The organism is Nocardia sp. NPDC055029 (assembly GCF_053608525.1).
In genome coordinates this window covers 1-22,762 of sequence record NZ_JBSGVQ010000006.1, presented here as the reverse complement: position 1 = coordinate 22,762, position 22,762 = coordinate 1, and the positions used below count along the sequence as shown (strand labels likewise).

At 69.2% G+C, this 22,762-nt stretch carries 23 protein-coding genes; 12 read left to right on the top strand and 11 right to left on the bottom strand.

Features of this window, described 5'->3' with window-relative positions; translation table 11 throughout:
• Positions 1-12: 12 nt before the first annotated feature.
• The 4 genes from ACWF9G_RS07560 to hrcA form a co-directional block, all read right to left on the bottom strand.
• Positions 13-1,074, bottom strand: coding sequence for a PhoH family protein (locus ACWF9G_RS07560; protein WP_379308630.1), 1,062 nt, complete (start codon positions 1,072-1,074; stop codon positions 13-15).
• 206 nt (positions 1,075-1,280) lie between these two features.
• The gene (locus ACWF9G_RS07555) at positions 1,281-2,021 is read right to left on the bottom strand and encodes a 16S rRNA (uracil(1498)-N(3))-methyltransferase (RefSeq protein WP_452514429.1); all 741 of its coding nucleotides are present in this window, start codon (positions 2,019-2,021) and stop codon (positions 1,281-1,283) included.
• A 4-nt stretch (positions 2,022-2,025) separates the two neighbouring features.
• A complete protein-coding gene (gene dnaJ / locus ACWF9G_RS07550; RefSeq protein ID WP_189033068.1) occupies positions 2,026-3,180 on the bottom strand; it encodes a molecular chaperone DnaJ in 1,155 nt (384 codons plus the stop codon).
• Positions 3,181-3,309: 129 nt separating this feature from the next.
• Positions 3,310-4,344, bottom strand: a complete 1,035-nt coding sequence (gene hrcA, locus ACWF9G_RS07545) for a heat-inducible transcriptional repressor HrcA (protein ID WP_189033067.1) — start codon at positions 4,342-4,344, stop codon at positions 3,310-3,312.
• 293 nt (positions 4,345-4,637) lie between these two features.
• On the opposite strand from hrcA, the gene ACWF9G_RS07540 reads away from it, so the two are divergent.
• Together ACWF9G_RS07540 and ACWF9G_RS07535 are read left to right on the top strand one after the other, a co-directional pair.
• Positions 4,638-5,036: a hypothetical protein gene (locus tag ACWF9G_RS07540; RefSeq protein WP_379308613.1), complete on the top strand. Its 399-nt coding sequence runs from the start codon at positions 4,638-4,640 to the stop codon at positions 5,034-5,036.
• Positions 5,033-6,445, top strand: a complete 1,413-nt coding sequence (locus tag ACWF9G_RS07535; protein ID WP_452514426.1) for a hypothetical protein — start codon at positions 5,033-5,035, stop codon at positions 6,443-6,445. The genes ACWF9G_RS07540 and ACWF9G_RS07535 overlap by 4 nt, the downstream gene beginning before the upstream one ends.
• Before the next feature lie 103 nt (positions 6,446-6,548).
• Here the strand turns inward: ACWF9G_RS07535 and ACWF9G_RS07530 are convergent, their stop codons facing one another.
• The 4 genes from ACWF9G_RS07530 to ACWF9G_RS07515 form a co-directional block, all read right to left on the bottom strand.
• Complete coding sequence (locus tag ACWF9G_RS07530) at positions 6,549-6,773, bottom strand: hypothetical protein (protein ID WP_189033064.1); 225 nt, start codon at positions 6,771-6,773, stop codon at positions 6,549-6,551.
• Between the two features lie 188 nt (positions 6,774-6,961).
• Complete coding sequence (locus ACWF9G_RS07525) at positions 6,962-7,516, bottom strand: DinB family protein (RefSeq protein WP_452514424.1); 555 nt, start codon at positions 7,514-7,516, stop codon at positions 6,962-6,964.
• Positions 7,517-7,558: 42 nt separating this feature from the next.
• A complete protein-coding gene (gene hemW, locus ACWF9G_RS07520; RefSeq protein WP_452514584.1) occupies positions 7,559-8,746 on the bottom strand; it encodes a radical SAM family heme chaperone HemW in 1,188 nt (395 codons plus the stop codon).
• 102 nt (positions 8,747-8,848) lie between these two features.
• The gene (locus ACWF9G_RS07515) at positions 8,849-9,277 is read right to left on the bottom strand and encodes an SgcJ/EcaC family oxidoreductase (RefSeq protein WP_452514422.1); all 429 of its coding nucleotides are present in this window, start codon (positions 9,275-9,277) and stop codon (positions 8,849-8,851) included.
• A 435-nt stretch (positions 9,278-9,712) separates the two neighbouring features.
• On the opposite strand from ACWF9G_RS07515, the gene ACWF9G_RS07510 reads away from it, so the two are divergent.
• The 7 genes from ACWF9G_RS07510 (at position 9,713) to ACWF9G_RS07480 (ending at position 16,880) form a co-directional block, all read left to right on the top strand.
• Positions 9,713-11,506, top strand: coding sequence for a nitrite/sulfite reductase (locus tag ACWF9G_RS07510; RefSeq protein ID WP_379308616.1), 1,794 nt, complete (start codon positions 9,713-9,715; stop codon positions 11,504-11,506).
• Between the two features lie 20 nt (positions 11,507-11,526).
• Positions 11,527-12,246 carry a phosphoadenylyl-sulfate reductase gene (locus ACWF9G_RS07505; RefSeq protein WP_379308617.1) on the top strand — a complete coding sequence of 240 codons (720 nt, stop codon included), beginning with the start codon at positions 11,527-11,529 and terminating at the stop codon, positions 12,244-12,246.
• On the top strand, positions 12,225-13,202 hold the full coding sequence (cysD, locus tag ACWF9G_RS07500) for a sulfate adenylyltransferase subunit CysD (protein WP_379308618.1): 978 nt from the start codon (positions 12,225-12,227) through the stop codon (positions 13,200-13,202). Before ACWF9G_RS07505 ends, cysD begins: the two co-directional genes overlap by 22 nt.
• The gene (locus ACWF9G_RS07495; RefSeq protein WP_452514419.1) at positions 13,202-14,497 is read left to right on the top strand and encodes a sulfate adenylyltransferase subunit 1; all 1,296 of its coding nucleotides are present in this window, start codon (positions 13,202-13,204) and stop codon (positions 14,495-14,497) included. Before cysD ends, ACWF9G_RS07495 begins: the two co-directional genes overlap by 1 nt.
• Positions 14,497-15,360, top strand: coding sequence for a sirohydrochlorin chelatase (locus ACWF9G_RS07490; RefSeq protein ID WP_452514417.1), 864 nt, complete (start codon positions 14,497-14,499; stop codon positions 15,358-15,360). The genes ACWF9G_RS07495 and ACWF9G_RS07490 overlap by 1 nt, the downstream gene beginning before the upstream one ends.
• 32 nt (positions 15,361-15,392) lie before the next feature.
• Positions 15,393-15,815: a VOC family protein gene (locus tag ACWF9G_RS07485; protein ID WP_452514415.1), complete on the top strand. Its 423-nt coding sequence runs from the start codon at positions 15,393-15,395 to the stop codon at positions 15,813-15,815.
• A gap of 105 nt (positions 15,816-15,920) precedes the next feature.
• Positions 15,921-16,880, top strand: coding sequence for a hypothetical protein (locus tag ACWF9G_RS07480; RefSeq protein ID WP_452514414.1), 960 nt, complete (start codon positions 15,921-15,923; stop codon positions 16,878-16,880).
• A 78-nt stretch (positions 16,881-16,958) separates the two neighbouring features.
• On the opposite strand, the gene ACWF9G_RS07475 is transcribed toward ACWF9G_RS07480, so the two are convergent.
• Complete coding sequence (locus ACWF9G_RS07475; protein ID WP_379308623.1) at positions 16,959-17,585, bottom strand: TetR/AcrR family transcriptional regulator; 627 nt, start codon at positions 17,583-17,585, stop codon at positions 16,959-16,961.
• Positions 17,586-17,687: 102 nt separating this feature from the next.
• On the opposite strand from ACWF9G_RS07475, the gene ACWF9G_RS07470 reads away from it, so the two are divergent.
• Complete coding sequence (locus tag ACWF9G_RS07470; RefSeq protein WP_452514412.1) at positions 17,688-19,112, top strand: MFS transporter; 1,425 nt, start codon at positions 17,688-17,690, stop codon at positions 19,110-19,112.
• A 10-nt stretch (positions 19,113-19,122) separates the two neighbouring features.
• The gene (locus tag ACWF9G_RS07465) at positions 19,123-19,815 is read left to right on the top strand and encodes an SGNH/GDSL hydrolase family protein (protein WP_452514410.1); all 693 of its coding nucleotides are present in this window, start codon (positions 19,123-19,125) and stop codon (positions 19,813-19,815) included.
• 111 nt (positions 19,816-19,926) lie between these two features.
• Here the strand turns inward: ACWF9G_RS07465 and ACWF9G_RS07460 are convergent, their stop codons facing one another.
• Positions 19,927-20,865: a helix-turn-helix transcriptional regulator gene (locus ACWF9G_RS07460; RefSeq protein WP_452514408.1), complete on the bottom strand. Its 939-nt coding sequence runs from the start codon at positions 20,863-20,865 to the stop codon at positions 19,927-19,929.
• A gap of 90 nt (positions 20,866-20,955) precedes the next feature.
• Between ACWF9G_RS07460 and ACWF9G_RS07455 the strand changes: the two genes are divergently transcribed.
• Positions 20,956-21,378 (top strand): VOC family protein, encoded by a 423-nt coding sequence (locus tag ACWF9G_RS07455; RefSeq protein ID WP_379308627.1) that lies wholly within the window; start codon positions 20,956-20,958, stop codon positions 21,376-21,378.
• Between the two features lie 4 nt (positions 21,379-21,382).
• Here the strand turns inward: ACWF9G_RS07455 and ACWF9G_RS07450 are convergent, their stop codons facing one another.
• Positions 21,383-22,183, bottom strand: coding sequence for an HAD family hydrolase (locus ACWF9G_RS07450; RefSeq protein ID WP_379308628.1), 801 nt, complete (start codon positions 22,181-22,183; stop codon positions 21,383-21,385).
• Between the last annotated feature and the right edge of the window lie 579 nt (positions 22,184-22,762).

Genomic DNA, 22,762 nt, shown 5'->3' with positions numbered 1-22,762 from the left:
GCGTGGCGTGAGTTACCCGCGGTTCGTACGACCGGCAGCACGGCGCTGCGCCCGGTTGCCCGGATAGTGCGGACCCGGCACCGCGCGGGTGTCGGACTCGTACCGGTCGTAGGCGTCGACGATGTCGGAGACCAGCCGGTGCCGGACCACATCGGCGCTGGTGAGCTCCGAGAAGTGGATGTCCTCGATATCGGTGAGGATCTCCGCGGCCGCGCGCAGACCCGACCGCTGCCCGTTGGGCAGGTCGACCTGCGAGATGTCACCGGTGACGACCATCCGCGAGCCGAAGCCGAGGCGGGTCAGGAACATCTTCATCTGCTCGGCCGTGGTGTTCTGCGCCTCGTCGAGAATGATGAACGAGTCGTTGAGGCTGCGGCCACGCATGTACGCCAGCGGCGCGACCTCGATGACACCGGAGGCGAGCAGCTTGGGGATCGCTTCCGGGTCCATCATGTCGTGCAGCGCGTCGTAGAGCGGCCGCAGGTACGGGTCGATCTTGTCGTTGAGCGTGCCGGGCAGGAAGCCGAGCCGCTCACCGGCCTCGACCGCGGGCCTGGTCAGGATGATGCGGGTGACCTGCTTGGACTGCAGGGCCTGCACCGCCTTGGCCATCGCCAGGTAGGTCTTGCCGGTACCGGCGGGACCGATGCCGAACACGATGGTGTTGGCGTCGATCGCGTCGACGTAGTGCTTCTGGTTCAGCGTCTTGGGGCGGATGGTCTTGCCGCGACGGGACAGGATGTCCAGGCTCAGCACTTCGGCCGGGGATTCCGATGAACCTTCGGTGAGCATCGAGACGGTGTGCCTGACAGCTTCGGGGGTGATCACCCGATTACGGCCGGTCAGCGCGACGAGCTGCTCGATGACGCGCTCTGCCAGCGCCACATCGCCGGCCTTACCGGTGATGGTGACGGTGTTGCCGCGGACATGGATGTCGGCCGGGAGCAGTTTCTCCAGCTGACGAAGGTTCTGGTCGGCCGAGCCGAGGAACGGGAAAACAGACTCCGGGGCGAGTTCGATGCTGGAACGCACTGTGCGCGCCGCGGGACCCGCGTTGTTTCCGCCTGCGACGATGCCTGTTACGGGGTTGGTGGGGTCGCCGATCTCGCCTGAGTTCTTCAAAAGTGCCTATGGCCTGCTTCCGGTCTCGACTGTGTGTTCGATGAGCTCAGTTTAACGCGCGGCACCGACACCGCCCAGCGATATAACGGGGGGATCGGCCGAACCGCGATCGACCGGTGATCGCAGGTCACAGCCGGGTCGGCCGCTCGGGACCGGAATTACCAGCGCGGGGTCATGGCGCCGAGGGCACCGAGGGCCACCGCGGCGGCGGTCGAGGTGCGCAGGACCGTCGGGCCGAGCAGCACGATGTCGGCGCCCGCCTCGGCCAGTGCGGACAGTTCGGTGTCGTCCAGGCCGCCTTCGGGGCCGACGATCAGGACCACGTCGGTGGTCTGTCCCAGCGGCAGCTCGGTGAACTTGCCGGTGCCGGATTCGTGCAATGCGGCGACGATCGCGCCGTCCGCCTTGGCCTTGCGCACCAGATCGAGCAGATCACGGGTGCGGTGCAGGTCGGCGACCTCGGGGATGTAGGCGCGCCGGGACTGCCTGGCGGCCGCGCGAGCGGCGGCCCGCCACTTCTCGATCCCTTTGGCGGCCTTGGCTTCCCAGTTGGCGACGCAGCGCGCGGCCTGCCACGGCACGATGACGTCGGCGCCCGCCTCGGTCATCAGCTCGACGGCCAGTTCGGAGCGATCCGACTTGGGCAGTGCCTGCACCACGGTCACCTTCGGGGTCACCGGGGTGGCCACCCGCCGCGTGCGTACCGCGAGTTCGAGCCGGTCCTTCTGGGCCGCAACGACTTCCGATTCGGCGAGCACACCGTGTCCGTCGGACAGGGTGATCGGCTCGCCGACCTTGATCCGGCGCACGGTCGCCGCGTGGCGGCCCTCCGGACCGTCCAGGACCGCGGCGGCGCCCGGTTCGGGTACCTCGTCGAGGTAGAAGACCGTCGCGGCCACCGGGTCAGCGTCCGCTGAAGGAGGCGCGCAGCCGGGCGAACAGGCCGCTGTTGTGCTCGGACTGGGCCGACATCACTTCGGCGCGGTCCTTGTCGCGCATGCCCTTGAACTTGCGCAGCAGATCGGTCTGCTTGCCGTCCAGCTTGGTCGGCACGACGATGTCGAGGTGGGCCAGCAGGTCGCCGCGGGCGCCCGAACGCAGCCGGGGCATGCCGTGAGCGCGCAGCTGGATGACCTCGCCGGGCTGGGTGCCCGCCGCGATCGTCAGCTCGGTCGGGCCGTCGAGGATGGTGTCGACGACGACCGTGGTGCCGAGGATGGCGTCGACCATCGGCACCCGGACGGTGCAGTGCAGGTCGTCGCCGTCGCGGACGAAGGTGTCGTGCGGCTGCTCGACGACCTCGACGTAGAGGTCACCGGCGTGGCCGCCACCGGGGCCGACCTCGCCCTGAGCGGCCAGGCGAACGCGCATGCCGTTGGCGACGCCGGCCGGGATCGGCGCGGCGATCTCGCGACGCGCGCGCACGCGGCCGTCGCCGCCGCACTTGTGGCAGGGGTCGGGGATGGTCTCGCCCGCGCCGCGACAGGTCGGGCAGGGCCGCGAGGTGAGCACCTGGCCGAGGAACGAGCGCTGCACCGACTGCACTTCACCGGCGCCGTCGCAGGTCTCACAGCGCACCGGCTTGGAATTGCCGTTGGTGCCGGCGCCCTGGCAGATGTCGCAGAGGATGGCGGTGTCGACGGTCAGGTGCTTGGTGACGCCGACCGCGCATTCGGCCAGGCTCAGCCGGGTGCGGATCAGCGAGTCGGCGCCGGGCTGCACGCGGCCGCGCGGCTTGCGCGCGCCACCGCCCTGGCCGCTCATGCCGCCGAAGAACGCCTCGAAGACGTCGCCGAGACCGCCGAAGCCCGCGCCGCTGAATCCTGCTCCGCCGCCGCCGTTTTCGAGCGGGTCACCGCCGAGGTCGACGATCCGGCGCTTCTCCGGGTCGGTCAGCACCTCGTAGGCGGTGGAGACTTCCTTGAACTTGGCCTGGGCGGCCTCGTCCGGGTTCACGTCGGGGTGGAGTTCGCGGGCAAGCTTGCGGTAGGCGCGCTTGAGCTCCTGGTCGGTGGCGTTCTTGCCGACGCCGAGCAGTCCGTAGTAATCCCGTGCCACTGTGAGTTCTCTAGTCCTTGGTCGCTGTGGTCCAGCCGAGCGCCGGGCGCATCCTTAGTCGAATCCACTCAACTTTACCGGCCGAAGTATCGACCTTAACAGTGCGGGTTGGCCGTTCCCGGCCCGCCGTCACCTTTCCGCCAGTACTTCCCCGATGTAGCGGGCGACGGTGGCCACCGACGCCATGGTTCCCGGATAGTCCATCCGGGTGGGACCGAGCACACCCATGCCACCCAGGACGGCGCCAGCCGCGCCGTAGCCGGTGGAAACGACCGAGGTGCCGCGCATTTGCTCGACCTGGGTCTCCTCGCCGATCTGCACCATCACCTGGCCGGGCTGCTGCGCCGCGGCGAGCAGTTTCAGCACGATCACCTGCTCTTCGAGCGCCTCCAGCACCGTGCGCAGGGAGCCGGGGAAACCGAAATCGGCGACATTGCGGGTGAGGTTGGCGGTGCCGCCGAGGACGAGCCGTTCCTCGGGATGCTCCACCAGTGTCTCCACCAGCACCGTCGAGACGCGGACCAGCACGTCCTTGATCTTGGCCGGCGCGCGTTCGGGCAGGCCGGCGACCGACGCGCTGGCCACCGACAGCAGCTTGCCGTCCATCGCGCCGCCGAGCAGGCCGCGCACCGCGGCGAGATCGTCGTCGGAGATCACCGCGCCGAGGTCGACGATGCGCTGGTCGACCCGGCCGGTGTCGGTGATCACCACCAGCAGCAGGCGGGCCGGATTGAGCGCGACGACCTCGATATGGCGCACGATCGAGGCCGAGACCGTGGGGTACTGGACGACGGCGACCTGGCGGGTCAGCTGCGCAAGCAACCGCACACCGCGGCGCAGGACGTCGTCGAGATCGACCCCGGATTCGAGGAACTCCATGATCGCTCGGCGCTCGGCGCCCGAGAGCGGCTTCACCTCGGCGATCCGGTCGACGAACTCGCGATACCCCTTGTCGGTGGGGATGCGGCCGGAGCTGGTGTGCGGCTGGGTGATGTACCCCTCCGCTTCCAGCACGGCCATGTCGTTGCGGATGGTGGCACTGGATACGCCGAGGCTGTGCCGTTCCACGAGCGACTTGGAGCCGATCGGTTCCTTGGTGGCGACGTAGTCCGCAACGATCGCTCGCAGGACCTCGAACCGCCGATCCTCGGTGCTCGACGCCATCGACCCCACCTCCTCGCTCGTGCCGGGTACGTCATCGGCCCGCGTGTGCTGCTGTGTACGCCGCACAGACTCGCACGCGGACGCTCGGAGCGTCTCGTTGTCCAGTCTAATTGTCCGGTCCCGGCTCGCCCGCTCACATCGCTGCTGTGGGCGGGGTTATCCACAGGCGGCGGTTTATCCACAAGCGGCAGACAGGGGCTGGCCGAGCTCTGCGCACCGGCGTACGTTCGGCACTGATTCAACTGTTTACCAGCGGTTTTCAGATGTCGTCGGCGGGTCGGGAGGGGCTTGTGATGCAGCAGAACGGGAGCACCGCTGCCACGGTGGTGGCACTGGATCCGGCGGAGTTCGCCGGGTTCGATCGGGGGTGCGGGGATTTTCTGCGGGTGATCGACCAGATCAGGGTGCTGGCCGGAGAGATCGGCGATCAGGCGCATTGGGGGCTGGGCGAAGGTGATGCGCGGCTGATATCCGGCGCCACGGTGGTGGCGCGGTTGCGGGCGAAGGCCGGCGGCGAGGGGAACAGCATCGATGCGGTGATGGCGGAGCATGCGCGCGTTGTCGCCGGTATCCGTGCGACGCGTCTGGTGGTGCGGGATCGGGTGATGCTCGCGGACGAGGAGTGGGCTGGGCGGGTCCGGTCGGCGGAATCGGTTGCGGGACACCTTGATCTGCTGGAGACGGCGCTGTGACCGCGTATGAGCCGCGTGGCATTCCGGGTGGTGGTGAGAACGCGCAGAGTTGGCGTCATCGGGAGATCGCCGCGGCCTTCGCGCCGCTCGAGGTGACCGATGCCGTCGCGCAGGCGGACAGGTTCGCGCGGATCGCTCGTTTGTGGGAGGACGGGGTGGCGGCCTTCGAACGGGCCACGCGCGACTCGGCGGGGTGGTCCGGTGCCACCGCTGATGCCTCGAGTGCGGCTGTCGGCAGCTATGTCGTGCAAGCTCGCGAGCTGACCGCTGTTCTGGACCAGTTCTCCGGCTTGGTTCGGACTGCGGCCGATGCGATCGTGGCGACCAAGTACGCGATCCCGGAACAGGTCGTCGCCGAGGTCGGTCCGCCCTTGCTCGCGACGGGTCAGGCGGAGTCGCATCGCGCGGCTACCGCGGCGCTGGAGGACGCGCGGCTCGCGATGCGTGAGCGGTATGTGGTGCCCTTCGGCGAAGTAGATGCCCGGATTCCGGTGTTGCCCATGCCGAGTCGGCGGGACGTTCCCGGTGGGGATTCTGGTGATCGGCTGGTGCGCGGAGGCAGGTCGGCCGAGATCTTCGGCGCGCATTCGGGCAGTGGCGCCGAAGGTGGGTTCGCGCAGTCGGAGTCACTGGACTCACCGCACTCGACCCGGGCAGCGAGGCTCGGACCTGCCTCGACCGGCTCGGAAAACGTTGTTCCTGACCTCGCTACGAGTGCACCGGGCGGCGCGTCAGCCAGGTCCGATGACGGCTCAGCGCTAGGCAGCGACCTGGCGGGGCCGGGAAACGACTCGGTGGGGCCGCATGGCGGCTCAACGGGGTGGGGCGACCGCCCGGCGGGGCCAGGTGGCAGCTCGGTGGGGCCGGGTGGCAGCTCGGTGGGGGCAAGCGATGCGACGGTGACCATGGGTTCGGCTTTTCATTCGGCGTTGTTCGACGGGCTTGGATTGCCGGGTACTGCTGCGGGGGCAGTCACGTCGGTGGTGGACCCAACCATGACGTCGATGGGCCACAGCGGGTCGGCACATGCGGGCGGCGCGCAGCCCGCCTTGGCTGCGGCACCGATAGCTTCGGGCGATCAATCAGCCCGGGGCACACCCTCTTTGCCTGCGCACGACGCGGAACCGCTGCGGCCAGGTGCCGGGCGAAGCATGCCGGGCGCGGCAGGATCGGTGGTCGGGGCGAACTCACCGACCACGCCGTCGCCGACCCGCGTGCTCGATCGACTGTTTCATTACGCCGTACCGCCTTGCGCTGGGCAAACGCCGGACAGCGAAGCCGAGCGTGTGCTCCCGGACTACCTGATCACACAGGCGAATACCGATGCACTGCTTGGCAATCCGCGACCAACGGTCAGCGGGGGCGTGATCGGAGGTGGGGACGGTGGCTGGCCGGGCACGCAGCACTGAGCTGCGGCTCAGGCCCGCCGTTACCAGCGAGCCGAGGGCACCGAGCCACACGGTCGATCCGAGCGACCGGCGAGGGCCGCCCGAGAGGGCGGCCCAGACCGGGTCAGCTCCGGGCTGCGGAGGAAGCGGCGCCCACCTGCTTGCCCGCGAGGGCATCCAGGCCGAGCATCGCCAGCAGCGATACGCAATCTTCCGCGTCGTTGGAATGCGACGCGACCGTGCGAGCGGCGACCGCGCACTGCCGCGCGTTCTCCGCCTTCTCCGCAGAGCGCGCTTCAGCGAATTCGCTCTGCTCGTGGACGAGGGTGATGTGCCGTTCGGTGGACATATAGCTCCCTAGGATCGAGTCGAAGCCTACGCCCCCAATCGTTATCTTCGACCCCGAACCCACCGAACCTTCCACTTCGCGACCCCGGTGCGAACTGCCCTCGGTGAGGTGTGCATCACGTCATCTCATGACGTTGACCGGGCGATCCTCGATGTGGCCCCGAGCACCCGCCGACCCGGAAATCCGGGTCACGAATAGGTGTCAGGCGACCCGGCGCCCACTGCTCGTTGTAACCGCAACTGACCGATCTCGGCCACGTTCTTCATCAGCTCGGCATCGACCCAGGAGACCAGATGAGCGATCGTCAGTCCGGCCTCGGCAGGCCACGGATAGGCCGAGCCGGAGTCCAGCGCGGCATCGTCGAGCGTGTCGACGATCTCGATCCAGTCCGCCCGCAACCGCCGCAGCCACTCGACGGTGGGCGACCCCGGTCCAGGCCAGGCGATATCGGTCCGCTCGCGCGGCGGCCGGTGCCGCACATGATCGAGGGCAACGCTCCACCACCAGCCGATATGCCAGCTCAGCCAGCCGATCGTCGGAACCGGAATCGGATCGGGTTCGGTGTCCGCCCAGTCCGCGACCCAGCCGCCACTGCCGTCCGGGCGCATGGTCCAGCACAACGCGGCCGGTTCCCAGAGAAAATCCTCCGCCGACAACCGCTCCAGATGGAACTCGAACAGCGACCAGACCAGGTCGAACTGCCACCGCACCAGCTCACTTCGCGACGTTGCCACGCGGCGCATCGTGCCACGGTCCGCGCGGCATGGAAACCAGTTTTTCGAGGGTCAGTCGAGCAGGTCGCGGACCACTCCGTCGGCGAGGAGGCGGCCCCGGTCGGTGAGGACGAGGTGGTCGTCGGCGACGACGGCGAGGCCGTCGGCGAGGATGCGGTCGAGGGCGGGCTGAGCCGACGGCGCGAGGGTCTGGAGCGGGAGCCCGGTGCGGAGCCGGACGGTGAGCATGAGGTGCTCGGTGTAGCGCTCGTCGTCGGTGAGGGCTTCCCAGCCTGCGGAGGGAAGGCCGCCGAGTGCGACGCGGTCGGCGTAGCGAGCGGGGTGTTTGACGTTCCACCAGCGAACACCGCCGACGTGGCTGTGGGCGCCGGGTCCGGCGCCGAGCCAGTCGCCGCCGTCCCAGTAGCCGAGGTTGTGGCGGCAGCGGGCGGCATCGTTCGCGGCCCAGTTCGAGACCTCGTACCAGGACAGGCCCGCCTCCGCCAGGCGGGTGTCAATGCGTTCGTAGCGGCCGGCGAGGACGTCGTCGTCGGGGGCGGGCAGTTCACCGCGACGGACCTTGCGCGCCAAGGCGGTTCCGTCCTCGACGATCAGGGAGTAGGCCGAGACATGGTCGACACCGGCGGCCAGCACGGCATCGAGACTCGCGTCGAGATCGGCATCGGTCTCGCCGGGGGTGCCGTAGATGAGGTCCAGGTTGACGTGCTCGAACCCGGCAGCCCTTGCTTCCTTCGCTGCGGCGACCGCGCGCCCCGGCGTATGGGTGCGATCGAGCACCTTCAGCACATGCTGCGCCGCGGACTGCATGCCCAGCGACACCCGCGTGTATCCGGCAGCCCGGATGCGCTCGAAGAACTCGGGCGAGGTGGATTCCGGGTTGGATTCGGTGGTCACCTCGGCCCCGGGCGCCAGGGTGAAGTTGGCGCGCACCGCGTCGAGGACCGAGGCCAGCCCGTCGCCGCCGAGCAGCGACGGCGTCCCGCCGCCGACGAAGATGGTCGACACCGCGGGCGTCTCGCTCGGCAACGCGGCGAACTCGCCCGCCGCGGTCGCCAGCTCGCCGCGCAATGCCTCGAGCCACGACTGCGGCGACGCCGACGTCCCCAGCTCCCCCGCCGTATAGGTGTTGAAGTCGCAATACCCGCAGCGCGTCGCACAGAACGGGACATGCACGTACACCCCGAACGCGCCGCCCCCGAAATCGCGCAGCACCGGCCGATCGGCATCGGCCGGTGTCACGCCGGGAGCCCCGGGAGCAGCGCTGGTAGTCACCCCTCCAGTCTGCCGGGCCCTGGTGAACGTCCCCGCACGGCCCCTTCGCCCGGCAAGCGACTCAGCGCGTCAGTCCGTCACCACGAGGGTGTTCTGGTTGGCGGTGAGGACCCAGGCGCCGTCTTCCTTGGTCATCACGTACATGGGCGTGCCCTGCCCGGACAGCTCGCCGTCGAGGGTGAAGTAGCTTTGCCGGATCTTGACGGCGGCGACATCGGGCCGCAGGAACAGCACATGTTCGATCTCGTAGGTCGCCTTACCGTGCGTAGTCGCTCCGGGCAGCACCTCGGCGGTGAACTCGGCGATCGCGGGCCGCCCGAACAGCCGCTTGCCGTGGCCGGTGGTCCAGATCGCGTCGGCGCGGAAGACGGCGGTGAACTCGTCGATCAGTTCGTTGTCCTGGGCGTGGGCGATGGTGTCGACCACGGCGGTGATGGCCGCGAGTTCGGTGTCGAGCTCGCCGGGGGTCTGGCCTGTCACGGTGATGTCGTTGCTCATGTGACCCACCGTGCAACCTCAACGACACTCCAGGTCAATGCGCTGTGCCGCACCGCACATGGAGGGTCCATGACGAATCACCGGTCGCTTCCGGTCGGTGAACTATGACCCCCGTCACAGAACGGGACGGCCGTCCAGGGAATTTCCCCCAAAAGTGCGGGAAATATCTCCTTGCGGTCGGAACGACCCGGCTGACATGGCACAATAGGCCCATGCACGCAACTGGAGTACGACTCGTGGCCCGGCGCCACGTCGACTTCCAGCGTGTCTGCAGCGCCTGCTGTCGGCCCGGTTTCCCCCGGTAGCGCAGCGGCGTCCACGCCCGGGTTTCCCCCGGTGCCATCGACTTTCATCGGCCCGCTGACCACCTGACGCGAGCCAGCCCCTCGCGCCTTCAGCACGGATGTACCACCCACCCCGCAGGAGCGACCCCACATGACGTCGAGCACCGACGCCGCTTCGACCGAACAGTCGACGGCGCAGGCCCGCCCCGAGCGCCCGGCAGCCGAACGCCGCGTGCGGCCCGATCGGCCGCGCAGCGAAGCCCCCGTCGCGCCGCGCGAGCGCACCGGCAAGCCGGTCCGCCGCCGCTCCGAAGGCCAGTGGGCCCTCGGCTACCGCGAGCCGCTGAACCCGAACGAGCAGTCCAAGAAGGACGACAACCCGCTCAACGTGCGCGCGCGCATCGAGAACATCTACGCCAAGGGCGGCTTCGACTCGATCGACAAGGCCGATCTGCGCGGCCGCTTCCGCTGGTGGGGTCTCTACACCCAGCGCGAAGAGGGCTACGACGGCACCTGGACCGACGACGACAACATCGACATCCTCGAAGCCAAGTACTTCATGATGCGGGTGCGCTGCGACGCGGGCGCGCTCAATGCCGCCCAGCTGCGCACCATCGGCCAGATCTCCACCGAGTTCGGTCGCGACACCGCCGACCTCTCGGACCGCGAGAACGTCCAGTACCACTGGATCGAGGTCGAGAACGTCCCGGAGATCTGGCGGCGGCTGGAATCGGTCGGCCTGCACACCACCGAGGCGTGCGGCGACTGCCCGCGTGTTGTCCTCGGTTCGCCGCTGGCCGGTGAGTCCCTCGACGAGATCATCGACCCGACCTGGGCGATCGACGAGATCGTCAAGCGCTACATCGGGAAGAAGGAGTACTCCAACCTTCCCCGCAAGTTCAAGACCGCGATCTCGGGTCAGCAGGACGTGGTGCACGAGATCAACGACGTCGCCTTCGTCGGCGTGAACCACCCCGAGCACGGCCCCGGCCTCGACCTGTGGGTCGGCGGTGGCCTGTCGACCAACCCGATGCTGGCCAAGCGGGTCGGCGCGTGGGTGCCGCTCGACGAGGTTCCCGACGTGTGGGAAGCCGTCGTCTCGCTGTTCCGCGACTACGGCTACCGCCGCCTGCGCACCAAGGCCCGCCTGAAGTTCCTGATCAAGGACTGGGGCATCGAGAAGTTCCGTCAGGTGCTCGAGGACGAGTACCTGAAGCGCAAGCTGATCGACGGTCCCGCGCCGGAGCAGCCGGCCAAGCCGATCGACCACGTCGGCGTGCAGAAGCTGCGCAACGGTCTCAACGCCGTCGGCTTCTCCCCCATCGCCGGTCGCGTCTCGGGCACCATCCTGAGCAAGGTCGCCGACGCCGCCGAAAAGTACGGCTCGGACCGGATCCGGTTCACCCCGTACCAGAAGCTGATCATCCTCGACATCGCCGACGACCAGGTCGACGCGCTGATCGACGAGCTGGAACCGCTCGGCCTGCAGGCCCGTCCGTCGATCTGGCGGCGAAACCTGCTCGCCTGCAGCGGCATCGAGTTCTGCAAGCTGTCCTTCGTCGAGACCCGCAAGCGCTCGCAGGTGCTGGCGCCGGAGCTCGAGCAGCGCCTGGCCGACATCAATGCCGAGCTGGACGTGCCGATCACCATCAACATCAACGGCTGCCCGAACTCGTGCGGCCGGTCCCAGATCGCCGACATCGGCTTCAAGGGCCAGCTCGTCGACGACGGCAACGGGAATCAGGTCGAGGGTTTCCAGGTTCACCTGGGTGGCAGCCTCGGCCTGGACAGCGGGTTCGGCCGGAAGCTGCGTCAGCACAAGGTGACCAGCGTCGAGCTCGGCGACTACATCGATCGCGTCGTCCGCAACTTCGTCAAGAACCGGGAATCCGGTGAACGTTTCGCGGTGTGGGCAGTGCGCGCCGACGAGGCCGACCTCCGATAGTCGATGAGGAGATCCCCACAGTGACAACGAATCTCGCCGCGAAGCTGTCCGAAGACGAGTTGCGCGCCATCGCCGAGCAGGGCGCGGCCGAACTGGGCACCGAGGCCTCGGCCGCCGACCTGATCGCCTGGACCGACCGCACGTTCGGCAACAACTACATCGTCGCCTCGAACATGCAGGACGGCGTGCTGGTGCACCTGGCCGCGCAGACCCGTCCCGGCGTCGACGTGCTGTTCCTCGACACCGGCTACCACTTCGCCGAGACCATCGGCACCCGCGACGCGGTCGAGGCCGTGTACGGGGTGAACGTGGTGAACGTGCGTCCCGAGCACAGCGTCGCCGAGCAGGACGAGCTGCTCGGCAAGGATCTGTTCGCCCGTGACGCCGCCGAATGCTGCAGGCTGCGCAAGGTCGTTCCGCTGAAGAAGTCGCTGGCCGGCTACAACGCGTGGATCACCGGCATCCGCCGGGTCGAGGCGCCCACCCGCGCCAACGCGCCGCTGATCTCCTTCGACGAAGCCTTCGGCCTGGTGAAGATCAACCCGATCGCACCGTGGTCCGACGACGAGATGCAGGCCTACATCGAGGCCAACGGCATCCTCGTCAATCCCCTGGTGGAGGAGGGCTACCCGTCCATCGGCTGCGCACCGTGCACGCGCAAGCCCGAGCCGGGGTCCGATCCGCGCAGTGGCCGCTGGGCCGGCCTCGCCAAGACCGAATGCGGATTGCACCAATCATGACCATCACCACCACCGGGAGTGAGCCTGTGAGTACCGACACCACCGAACGCGACCTCGGCCTGACCGAGTTCGACACCCTCGCGGCGCTGGAGTCCGAGGCGATCCACATCTTCCGTGAGGTCGCGGGCGAGTTCGAGCGGCCGGTGATCCTGTTCTCCGGCGGCAAGGACTCCACGGTGCTGCTGCATCTGGCGCTCAAGGCCTTCTGGCCCGCGCCGCTGCCGTTCGCGCTGCTGCACGTCGACACCGGGCACAACCTGGACGAGGTGCTCGAGTTCCGCGACAAGGTGGTGGACAAGTACGGCTTGCGCCTGCACGTGGCCTCGGTCGAGGAGTACCTGGCCGACGGTCGCCTCACCGAGCGTCCCGACGGCATCCGCAACCCGCTGCAGACCGTCCCGCTGCTCGACGCCATCACCGAGCACCGCTTCGACGCGGTCTTCGGCGGCGGCCGGCGCGACGAGGAGCGTTCGCGCGCCAAGGAGCGGATCTTCTCGCTGCGCAACGCCTTCGGCCAGTGGGATCCGAAGCGTCAGCGTCCCGAGCTGTGGAACCTCTACAACGGCAAGCACGCACCCGGTGAGCACGTGCGCGTGTTCCCGCTGAGCAACTGGACCGAGCTCGACATCTGGCGCTACATCGCCCGCGAGGACATCGATCTGGCCAGCATCTACTACGCCCACGAGCGTCCGGTGTACCAGCGTGACGGCATGTGGATGACCCCCGGTGTGTGGGGCGGCCCGAACGACAACGAGGTGCTCGAGACCCGGTCGGTGCGCTACCGCACCGTCGGCGACGGCTCGACGACCGGCGCCATCATCTCCGACGCCGCCGACAACGAGGCCATCCTGGCCGAGGTCGCCGCGTCCCGACTGACCGAACGTGGTGCTACTCGCGGCGACGACCGTGTGTCCGAGGCCGCGATGGAAGACCGCAAGCGAGAGGGTTATTTCTGATGTCCGACCTATTGAGGCTGGCCACCGCCGGTTCTGTCGACGACGGCAAGTCAACCCTGGTCGGACGGCTGCTCTACGACACGAAGTCCGTGCTGGCCGATCAGATCGACGCCGTCACCCGCGCCTCGGTCGACAAGGGTCTGTCGACCCCCGACCTGTCGCTGCTCGTCGACGGTCTGCGCGCCGAGCGTGAGCAGGGCATCACCATCGACGTGGCGTACCGCTACTTCGCCACGCCCAAGCGCTCTTTCGTGCTCGCCGACACCCCGGGGCACGTGCAGTACACCCGCAACACGGTCTCCGGCGCGTCCACCGCGCAGCTGGTGATCCTGCTGGTCGACGCGCGCAAGGGCGTCATCGAGCAGACCCGCCGCCACGCCGCCGTGCTGGCGCTGCTCGGCGTGCCGAAGCTGGTGCTGGCCGTGAACAAGATCGACCTGGTCGACAACCCGGCCGAGGTGTTCGCCGAGATCTCGTCCGAGTTCAACACCCTCACCTCGAAGCTGGGCTGGGCCGACGAGGACGTCCTCGAGATCCCGGTGTCCGCGCTGCACGGTGACAACATCGCCAGCCGGTCGGCCAACACCCCGTACTACGACGGTCCCTCGCTCATCGAGCACCTGGAATCGGTTCCGGTGGACGCGGATTCGACCGGCACGCACGCGCTCGGCCTGCGTTTCCCCGTGCAGTACGTGATCCGTCCGCGCACCGCCGAGTACCCCGACTACCGCGGCTACGCGGGTCAGATCGCGGCCGGTTCGGTCTCCCCCGGCGACGAGATCGTGGTGCTGCCCTCGGGCAAGCGAACCACCGTCGAGCGCGTCGACACCCCCGACGGTGAGCTGGCGGTCGCGCAGGTGGGTCGCAGTGTCACGCTGCTGCTCGCCGACGAGGTCGACATCTCGCGCGGCGATATCATCGCCTCCCCGGCCGACGCGCCGGAGCCGATCGATACCTTCGACGCGACCGTCTGCTGGCTCGGCGACAAGGCACTGCGCCCCGGCGCGCGGCTGCTGCTCAAGCACGGCGCCAAGACCACCCAGGCCATCGTCGGCGCGCTCGTCGAGCGCTTCGACGAGCAGACCCTGACCGCGCAGGAGAGCCCGGAGTCGTTGGAGCTCAACGACATCGGCCGGGTCTCGCTGCGGCTGGCCGAGCCGATCCCGGCCGACGACTACCGCACCAACCGGCACACCGGGTCGTTCCTGCTGATCGACCCCGCCGGTGGCAACACCCTCGCCGCGGGCCTGGTCGGCGATGTGCTGACCTCCGTCGAGGTCGGTACCGCGGTCTGATGAATCGCACGCTCGCCCCGCTGCGCGGCCCCGCTGTGGCGCCGCGCGGCGGCGGCGAGCCCGCGCTGATCGCGGTCGCCCATGGCAGCCGCGATCCGCGTTCGGCGGCGACGATGGCGGCCGCGGTCGCCGAAGTCGCCGCTGCCCGACCGGATCTCACCGTCCGGCTCGCGTTCCTCGATCTGAGCGCGCCCTCGGTGGACCAGGTCGTCGACGACCTCGCCGCCCAGGGACACACCGAGGCGATCGTCGTTCCTCTTCTGCTCGGCAACGCTTTCCACGCCCGCGTCGACCTGCCCGCGCTGCTCGCCGATGCGGGTCGCCGTCATCCCCGACTGCAGCTCACGCAGGCCGACGTTCTCGGCGCCGACCCGCGACTGATCGACGCGCTGGCCGATCGGATCGACGCGGCCACCTCCGTCCCACCGTGCGCGGACCGGATACCGGCGCACTCCTTCGGCATAACCGGCTGTCTCCCAGGGGGGTTCGGTCCGGCGGAGGGGCACGCGGGATCGCTGGGCGTGGCAGTCGCCGCGGTCGGATCGCGAGACGCGGCCGCCAATCGGCGGACCGCCGCGGTAGCGAGACGATTGGCGACCCGAACCGGGCTCCGCACCGAAATGTGCTTCGCGACAGTAGAACCCGGTATCAGCGGCGCGATCGACCGGCTGCGGGCCCGTGGTGCCGAGCGGATCGTGGTGGCGCCGTGGTTCCTCGCGCCCGGGCTGCTCACCGATCGGCTCGTCGCCGCGGCACCCGATGTCGTGCACGCGGGCGTCATCGGGGCGCACTCCGCGCTGACCGACGTGGTCTGGGCGCGCTACGACAGCTCGATCGCGGCGGAGCTCGAACTCACCGCCTGAGTTTCCGCGGCCGCACTACAGTGGGGCCGACCATGCCCGATCTTCTCGGAATCAATCATCTGACGCTCGCCACTGCCGACCTCGACCGGCTCGTGGCGTTCTACACCGACTTGCTCGGGGCGGTACTCGCCTTCGAGCGCGCGGCGACTCCGTTCGATCCCCGGATAGCGGTGGTCGACGTCGGCGGCAACGACCACCTGATGATCGTCGAAACCGCGACCTTTCCGCGCACCGACACCGACCCGCTGGGCCGGGGAGGTTGGGGGCTGCGAGTAGGGAATCATGCCCAACTGCGCGCGGTGCGCGATCGGATCCTGGAGGCCGGATGGCCGGTGGGACCGATCGAGACGCTGCCCACGCAATGGACGATGACGGCGCACGATCCCGATGGGCGTCCCGTGGACGTTCGTGCGCATCGCCCGCGTCCCACGTCGTCGGGATCCCCCGCCGCTTAACCTCACTCCACGCGTGACCCAGTTCACAGGCCATCGCCTTTACTGCATACCCCCTAGGGGTATACATTTCCTGTCAGAAGCACAGCGAACTGAGAGGCGAAAACGATGACCACCAACGCCCACGCCGGACACCACACCCACGCCGGTCACGCTGACACCGCGACCCAGCCCGCGCACGCGGGACACCAGGACAACCACGCCGGGCACGGAACCGATACCGACGGCCATGCGGCACACCAGCATCACGGCAGGCACGCCGCACCCGAGCGCACCCCCGTCGACGCGCACGCAGGCCACGGTGACGCCCACGCAGGCCACGCCGCGGGAGCCCCCGGCGGCCTGCTGGTCACCCAGGACGGGTACACGCTCGATCTCGAGACCACGATCGCCGAGCCGGGTGGTATCGACTTCCGGTTCCGGATCCTCGGGCCGGACGGGACCGCGGTCACCGAGTTCGATCCGATTCACGATCGCGAACTGCATCTGATCGTCGCGCGGCGGGAGCTGACCGGGTTCTGGCACGTCCATCCGGTGCGCGAGGCCGATGGCACCTGGGTGATCCGCCTCGACCTGCCGGAGGCGGGCGCCTACCGCGTGTTCACCGACATCGCGCCGCGCGCCCTCGGCCGGACGATCACCCTCGGCGCAGATCTCGCCATCGCGGGTCACTATGCGCCGCAGCCGGTTCCGGTGGTCGACCGGACCACGGAGGTAGACGGCTACGAGGTGACCGTGGACGGCGAGTTGCGCACCGAGGGCGACCTGCTGACGCTGACCGTGCGCAAAGACGGTGTGCCGGTGACAGATCTGCAGCCCTACCTGGCCGCCTTCGGCCACCTCGTGATCCTGCGGGCAGGCGATCTCGCCTACGTGCACGTGCACCCCACTGGCGAACCGGGCGACGGGATCACCCCGGCGGGACCGGAGATCACCTTCCACACAGCGGTTCCCGGTCCGGGCACCTACCGGTTGTTCCTCGACTTCCAGCACGGCGATGTCGTCCGCACCGCCGCGTTCACCCTGACCGCGGGCGTTGCCGCGCCGCAGCACGCACACCACCACTGAACAACGTTCCCCGCACGACGGCGCTGCTACCCGACATGGGTACCGGCGCCGTCCGCGTTCATCCCCCCGGATCTGGAATCAGGCGGTACCGGTCGGCCCCGGGGACAGGAGTCGGGTCGCGATGGACCGGGCGGCGTCGACTCGCGCGGAATCACCGATCTGGCGGGCGATATTGGCGGCACTCACGACCGCGTCGAGCTCGAACACCAGGAGCTCGGGGTCGGCGCCGGCGAAGTCGCCCAGTTCCTGCGCCTTGCGAACCTCGTCGGCCAACAGAGCCAACCACTCGTCACGATCGGCGACCACGGCGTCGTGGATCGGGCCGGACTTGCTGCTGAATTCGGTCAGCGTGGCGACGCGGAAGCAGCCGCCGGGGAAGGGCGGTTCGTCGATATGGGCGAACCATCGATCGATCAACGTCCGGATCCGGCCGATGCCGCGCGGTTCGCGCAGGCTCGGCGCGATGACCTGTTCGATGAACACGTCACGGGCGGCCTGCACGGCGGCCAGCTGGAGCGCTTCCTTGGTGCCGAACAGCGTGGCGATGCCGCTCTTGCTGATGCCCAAGTCGGTGGCGAGCATGCCGATACTGAGACCGTCCAGCCCCTCGATGGAGGCGAGTTCGGCGGCGCGGCGCGCGATGGTCGCCCTGGCGCGGGCACCCTTGGCCAGTCGTTGATCGCCGGGCTCGGTCAGCTGGGTCATGGAAACCATTGTTCCACCGCCTCTTGCATGAGTGAACGATCGGTCGTACTTTTACCTACGAACGATCGTACGTTCTTATTTCTCTCCTGCAAAGGACTCCCCATGACCGACGTTTCCGCGCGGCCCGAAGATCCACCGACCAGCACGACGGCCGGCACCGGCGCAGCGGGCCGCACCCTGGCCGTAGCCTCGGGCGCCGCGTTCATCGCCTTTCTCGATCTGTCCGTCGTCAACATCGCGTTCCCGACCATCGCGACCACCTACCCCGGCACCCCGACCAACACCCTGACCTGGATCGTCAGCGGCTACGCGGTCGCCTTCGCCGCGCTGCTCACCCCGGCGGGCCGCCTCGCCGACGCGCTCGGACGGCGCAGGCTGTTCGCGCTGGCGCTGGCGGGCTTCGCGCTCACCTCGCTGCTGTGCGGGCTCGCACCCGGCGCGGGCTGGCTCATCGCCGGTCGCGTCCTGCAGGGCATGACAGCGGCGTTCATGGTGCCCGCCGCGCTCGGTCTGGTCCTGGCGGCCACGCCGCGGGAGAAGATCGGCTCGGCCATCGGCGCCTGGTCGGCCGCGGGCGGATTCGCCGCGGTGGTCGGTCCGGCGGTCGGCGGCGCGCTCGTCGAGAGTCTCGGCTGGCGCGCGGTCTTCCTCGTCAACGTGCCGATCGCGATCGCGCTGATCGTGCCGGGGCTGCGCCTGCCCGTCGTCGACGACACGCGCCGCGACTCCGCGCTGCCCGATCCGGTCGGCATCCTCGCCGTCGCGCTCGGCCTCGGTGCCGTCATCGCCGCGGTCACCGAAGGCCAGAGCTGGGGATGGACCGCACCGGGCACGCTGCTCGCACTGATCGGCGGCACCGCGCTCGTGGTGTTCGCGCTGGTCCGCTCGACGCGGCACCCTGAACCGGCGGTGGCCGTATCACTGTGGCGGAACCGGCAATTCGCGTTCGCCAACGCGGGTTCGTTCCTCTTCGGTGCGACGATGTTCGCCTGGCTGCTCGCGGGGCCGATGTTCCTGGACACACTCTGGGGCTATTCGGTGCTCGAGTCGGCGGCGGCGCTCACCGTCGGCGCGGTGGCCGCCATGGTGACCTCGGTACTCGCCGGCCGGATCACCACACCGCAGGGTCAGCGCTGGGCCGGGGTGGTCGGCGCGCTGATGTACACGGCCGCGCTGGTGTGGATGAGCACCGACGCGTTCGGACCCGACCCGGCGCTGTGGTCGGCGTGGGTTCCCGCCGGGCTGCTCGGCGGTGGCGGCATCGGCATCGTCATTACGGTGCTCGGCACCGCGGCCGCGAGTTCGGTTCCCCCGCAACAGTTCGCGGCGGGCATCGGCATGACGGTGACCGCCAGGCAGGGAGGTGGCGCGCTCGGTGTCGCGATGCTCGCCGCCGTCTTCACCGCCGTCCCCGACGACGCCGTGCGCGCCTTCCACACCCTGTTCACCGTGTGCGCGGTGATCGGCGTCGCGGTAGCCCTGCTGCTCGCCGTGCCGTCGCACGCCCGTGCGGCCGACCAGAGCTAGGAGTTTCGAGATGTCTTCCACCACACCGTTGTCCGCGCAGTTCACCGAGGCCGACGACCCGCTGCTGATCTCCCCCGACGAGGCCGTCGCGCTGCTGCGCGGTGCACCGTGGCAGCGTTTCGCGGTGCTGGGCGACTCGTTCGCCGCGGGCACCGGCGACCCGAGCCCCGGCTACGCGTCCACCGGCTGGGCGGACCGGGTCGCGGCCATTTTATCCGCGGTCAATCCCGCACTGGCCTATCGCAATACCGGGCGGATCGGCGCCACCAGTACCCAGGTTCGCGAACGCCAGCTGCCCGAGATCCTGGAATTCGCACCGGATCTCGTGCACGTCAGCTGCGGCGGAAACGATCTGTTCGAGGCAGGCGGCGATCTGGGTCGGCTGCGGGAGAACCTGTCCGCGATGTTCGCGGCGCTGACGGAGGCGGGGGCCCAGGTGTCCGCGTTCACGGTGGCCGACGTCTGGGAGATCGAGCGGATGGCGCCGATGCGCGCGATGCGGCCGCGGATGGCCGCCATGAACGACGTGATCCGGTCGGTAGCAGCAGAATACGATGCGGTGCTCACGGAGTTCTGGGATCACCCGGTGCGCACGCGCGCCGATCTGATGAGTGCCGACCTCATCCATTTCACGATGAGCGGGCACGCGGTGGCGGCGAGTGCGGTCGTCCACGCCCTGGCCGGACGACTCGATCGCGCCTAGCGGGCATCGACGGCGAAGTGCGCCTGGTCGCCGCCCCGCGCGGTCCTGACCCGCAGGCGCTTCCACCCAGCCTGGAACCGGCTGCATCGCGCAGCCGGTTCCGCGGTCCGGTCAGCTGTTGCCACGCACCAGCTCGGTGCCAAGGGCGACGAGTTCCGCCCGGACTTCCGGCGGCCCGACGACTTCCACGTCGGCGCCCCAACCCGCCAGTTGCCGGGCGACCATCTTCGCGGTGTCGGCCGTGATCTCGGCGCGGACCCGGCCGTCGTCCGAAGGCCCGAGCAGGGTGCAGTTGCGGCCCTGCTGATCGGCCAGGATCGGTGCCAGTGTGGCGGAGACGAGGACCGTGGCGGCCACGGCGGCGCGACGCTGCTCCATCCGGGTGACGATCTGCGACCACTCGGCCTGAAGATCGAAATCCGCAAGGCGGTCGGCTGTTTCGTCGAGAACGGTGACCTCGCCGATCCGGTCGAGGCGGAAGGTCCGGCGGCCGCGGTCGGTGCCCGCGATCAGGTACCAGACCGTTTCCTTCTCCACCAGTCCCCAGGGGCTTACCGTGCGGACGGTGCGCTCCCCTGATCGCACATACTCGATGCGCGCCCGGCGGCGATCCACCACCGCCTGCTGCAGTAGTGACAGCGCGGCAGGCGGTTCCGGATCCGGACGGCCCCAGCGGGCGGGATCGACGACGACCGCATCGGCCGCGGCGGCCGCGTCCTCCCGGAAGGTGTGCGGCAGCGCCCGCACCAGTTTGCGCAGTGCGGACTTCAGCTCGGGTGCGGCCTGCGCCGCGGGGCCTGCCAGCAGGAACAGGGCCCGCGTCTCACCCGCTGTCAGCCCGGACAGGTCGGTGCGGGCGCCGCCGATCAGCGACCAGCCGCCACCGCGCCCGGCCTGGGGATACACCGGGATGCCCGCCGCCGACAATGCCTCCAGGTCGCGGCGCGCGGTCGCGACCGACACCTCGAGTTCGGTGGCGACCTCGGCGGCCGTCACCCGGCCACGCGCCTGCATCAACAGCAGGGTGGCTACCAATCTGTCCGCTCGCATACTCGGTGATTCTGCCGAACAAAGTGCTCATTCGGTGAGCACTTTGGCTGGCAGAGTTGTCCTCACCACAACGACGACACAGGAGCAGACATGCTGCGCGGAATGGCCACCACCACGTACTACGCCGACGACCTCACCGCCGCCAAGGACTGGTACGCCGAATTCCTCGGCATCGCACCGTATTACGAGGTGCCGGGCGGCTACTACGAGTTCCGGGTCGGGCCGATGCAGGCCGAACTCGGCATCATCAATCGCGCCTACGCTCCCGCGGGGGCGCGCAACGCCCCCGGTGGCGGCGGTGTCGTGTTCTGGCATGTCGAGGACCTCGCCGCCACCTTCGCCCGCCTGCTCGAGCTGGGAGCTACCGAGTACGAGCCGATCACCGAGCGCGGTGAGGGTGCGGGGTTCGCGACCGCGGCGGTGCTCGATCCGTTCGGCAATGTCCTCGGGATCATGAGCAACCCGCATTTCGTCGCGATGACCGCCGACCGGGCTGCGGCGGCCTCGGCCTGACAGGTCAGGCGGCGAACCAGCGCTCGAGGACGGTGGCGACACCGTCCTCGGCGACGTCGCCGGTCACCTCGTCGGCCAGGGCGAGCACCGCGTCGGGCGAGCCCGCCATCGCGACCGAATGCGCCGCCCAGCGCAGCATCTCGCGATCGTTGAAGCCGTCGCCGATGGCCAGCGTGGCCTCCGGTTCGACGCCAAGGGAGCGTCGGAGTCGTTCGAGCGCCCAGCCTTTGGACACCCCGCGCCGGGACACGGTGAGCCAGGGGCCGAATTCGCCGTGCACCCACGAGGTGTCGGGTACCACCAGCGAGGCGAGCAACCGCACCATCTCCTCGGCGCTTCCACCGGGCCACCAGCCGTTGAGCCGTGGCGTCGGCACACTGCTCAGCATGTGATGGTCGACCAGCTGGAACTCGCCGATGGAGAACTCCCCCGGTCCGTGGCCGGTCGCCCAGACGCCCTCGCCCACCCGTTCGGCCGCGAAGATCATGTCGGGAAACAGTGCGCGCAAGGCCAGTACGGCCGGCCCCGGATCGAACGACTGCACCGCGACCGGTTCACCGCGCGCGACGTCCACATGCACGGCCCCGTTGGAACACAATGCGTGCCCTTCGGTGAGCCCCAATTCCTTCAGTACCGGCCGCGTCGTGAGCACGGTGCGGCCGGTCGTCACCACGACATGCGCTCCCGCCGCCACCGCGGCCCCCACCGCCGCCGCGACCCGCGCACTGATCGCGAACCCCGTCGCCAACAGAGTTCCGTCCACATCGAGCGCAATCAATTTCGGCGCTCCCCCGAGTCCTGCCATCAGCCTATTGTGCCCGCCCCCACCGACACCCACGCGATATTTCCCACCGCTACCAGCAACAATTGCCGATCGATCACTCCCCTTCGGTATCCCGGTCCCCACTGCCTCAGCTGCACGACCGCCCGACGCCGATCCACAGCCGCTGGAGAGCACGAGAGCTGTCCCGTGAGAGTCGGCGCAGACCTGCCATCTGCGATTGAGCACGCACCTCTACATCGGTTGTCCTACAGGCACTTCCGGAAACGCTGCGGGTCGCGCCTCCACCGAGGCAGTCGCAACCGAATCATCGACCCTGGTGTGCCCCTGTTGATGTGAATGACCGCAGGTCGTACCGCAGACGATTCCGACACCTTGGCTGAGCGCTCGGTGGAGTTGACCGGGTCATCCAGCGGGTACAGCGACCGATCCACCGGGTCCGCCGGCAGGGGTGTGGGTGGCTATGCACTGCGTATCGCCCAGTCACCCGGCGACGCGGGCTATTCCGCCGCCACCATGCCGCTCGCCATCGTTCCGCACAGGGACGATGGCGTGCGGCGGCCGGGTCCCGGGAAGATTCGCCGGGGGGTTGTGGCTGGTGGT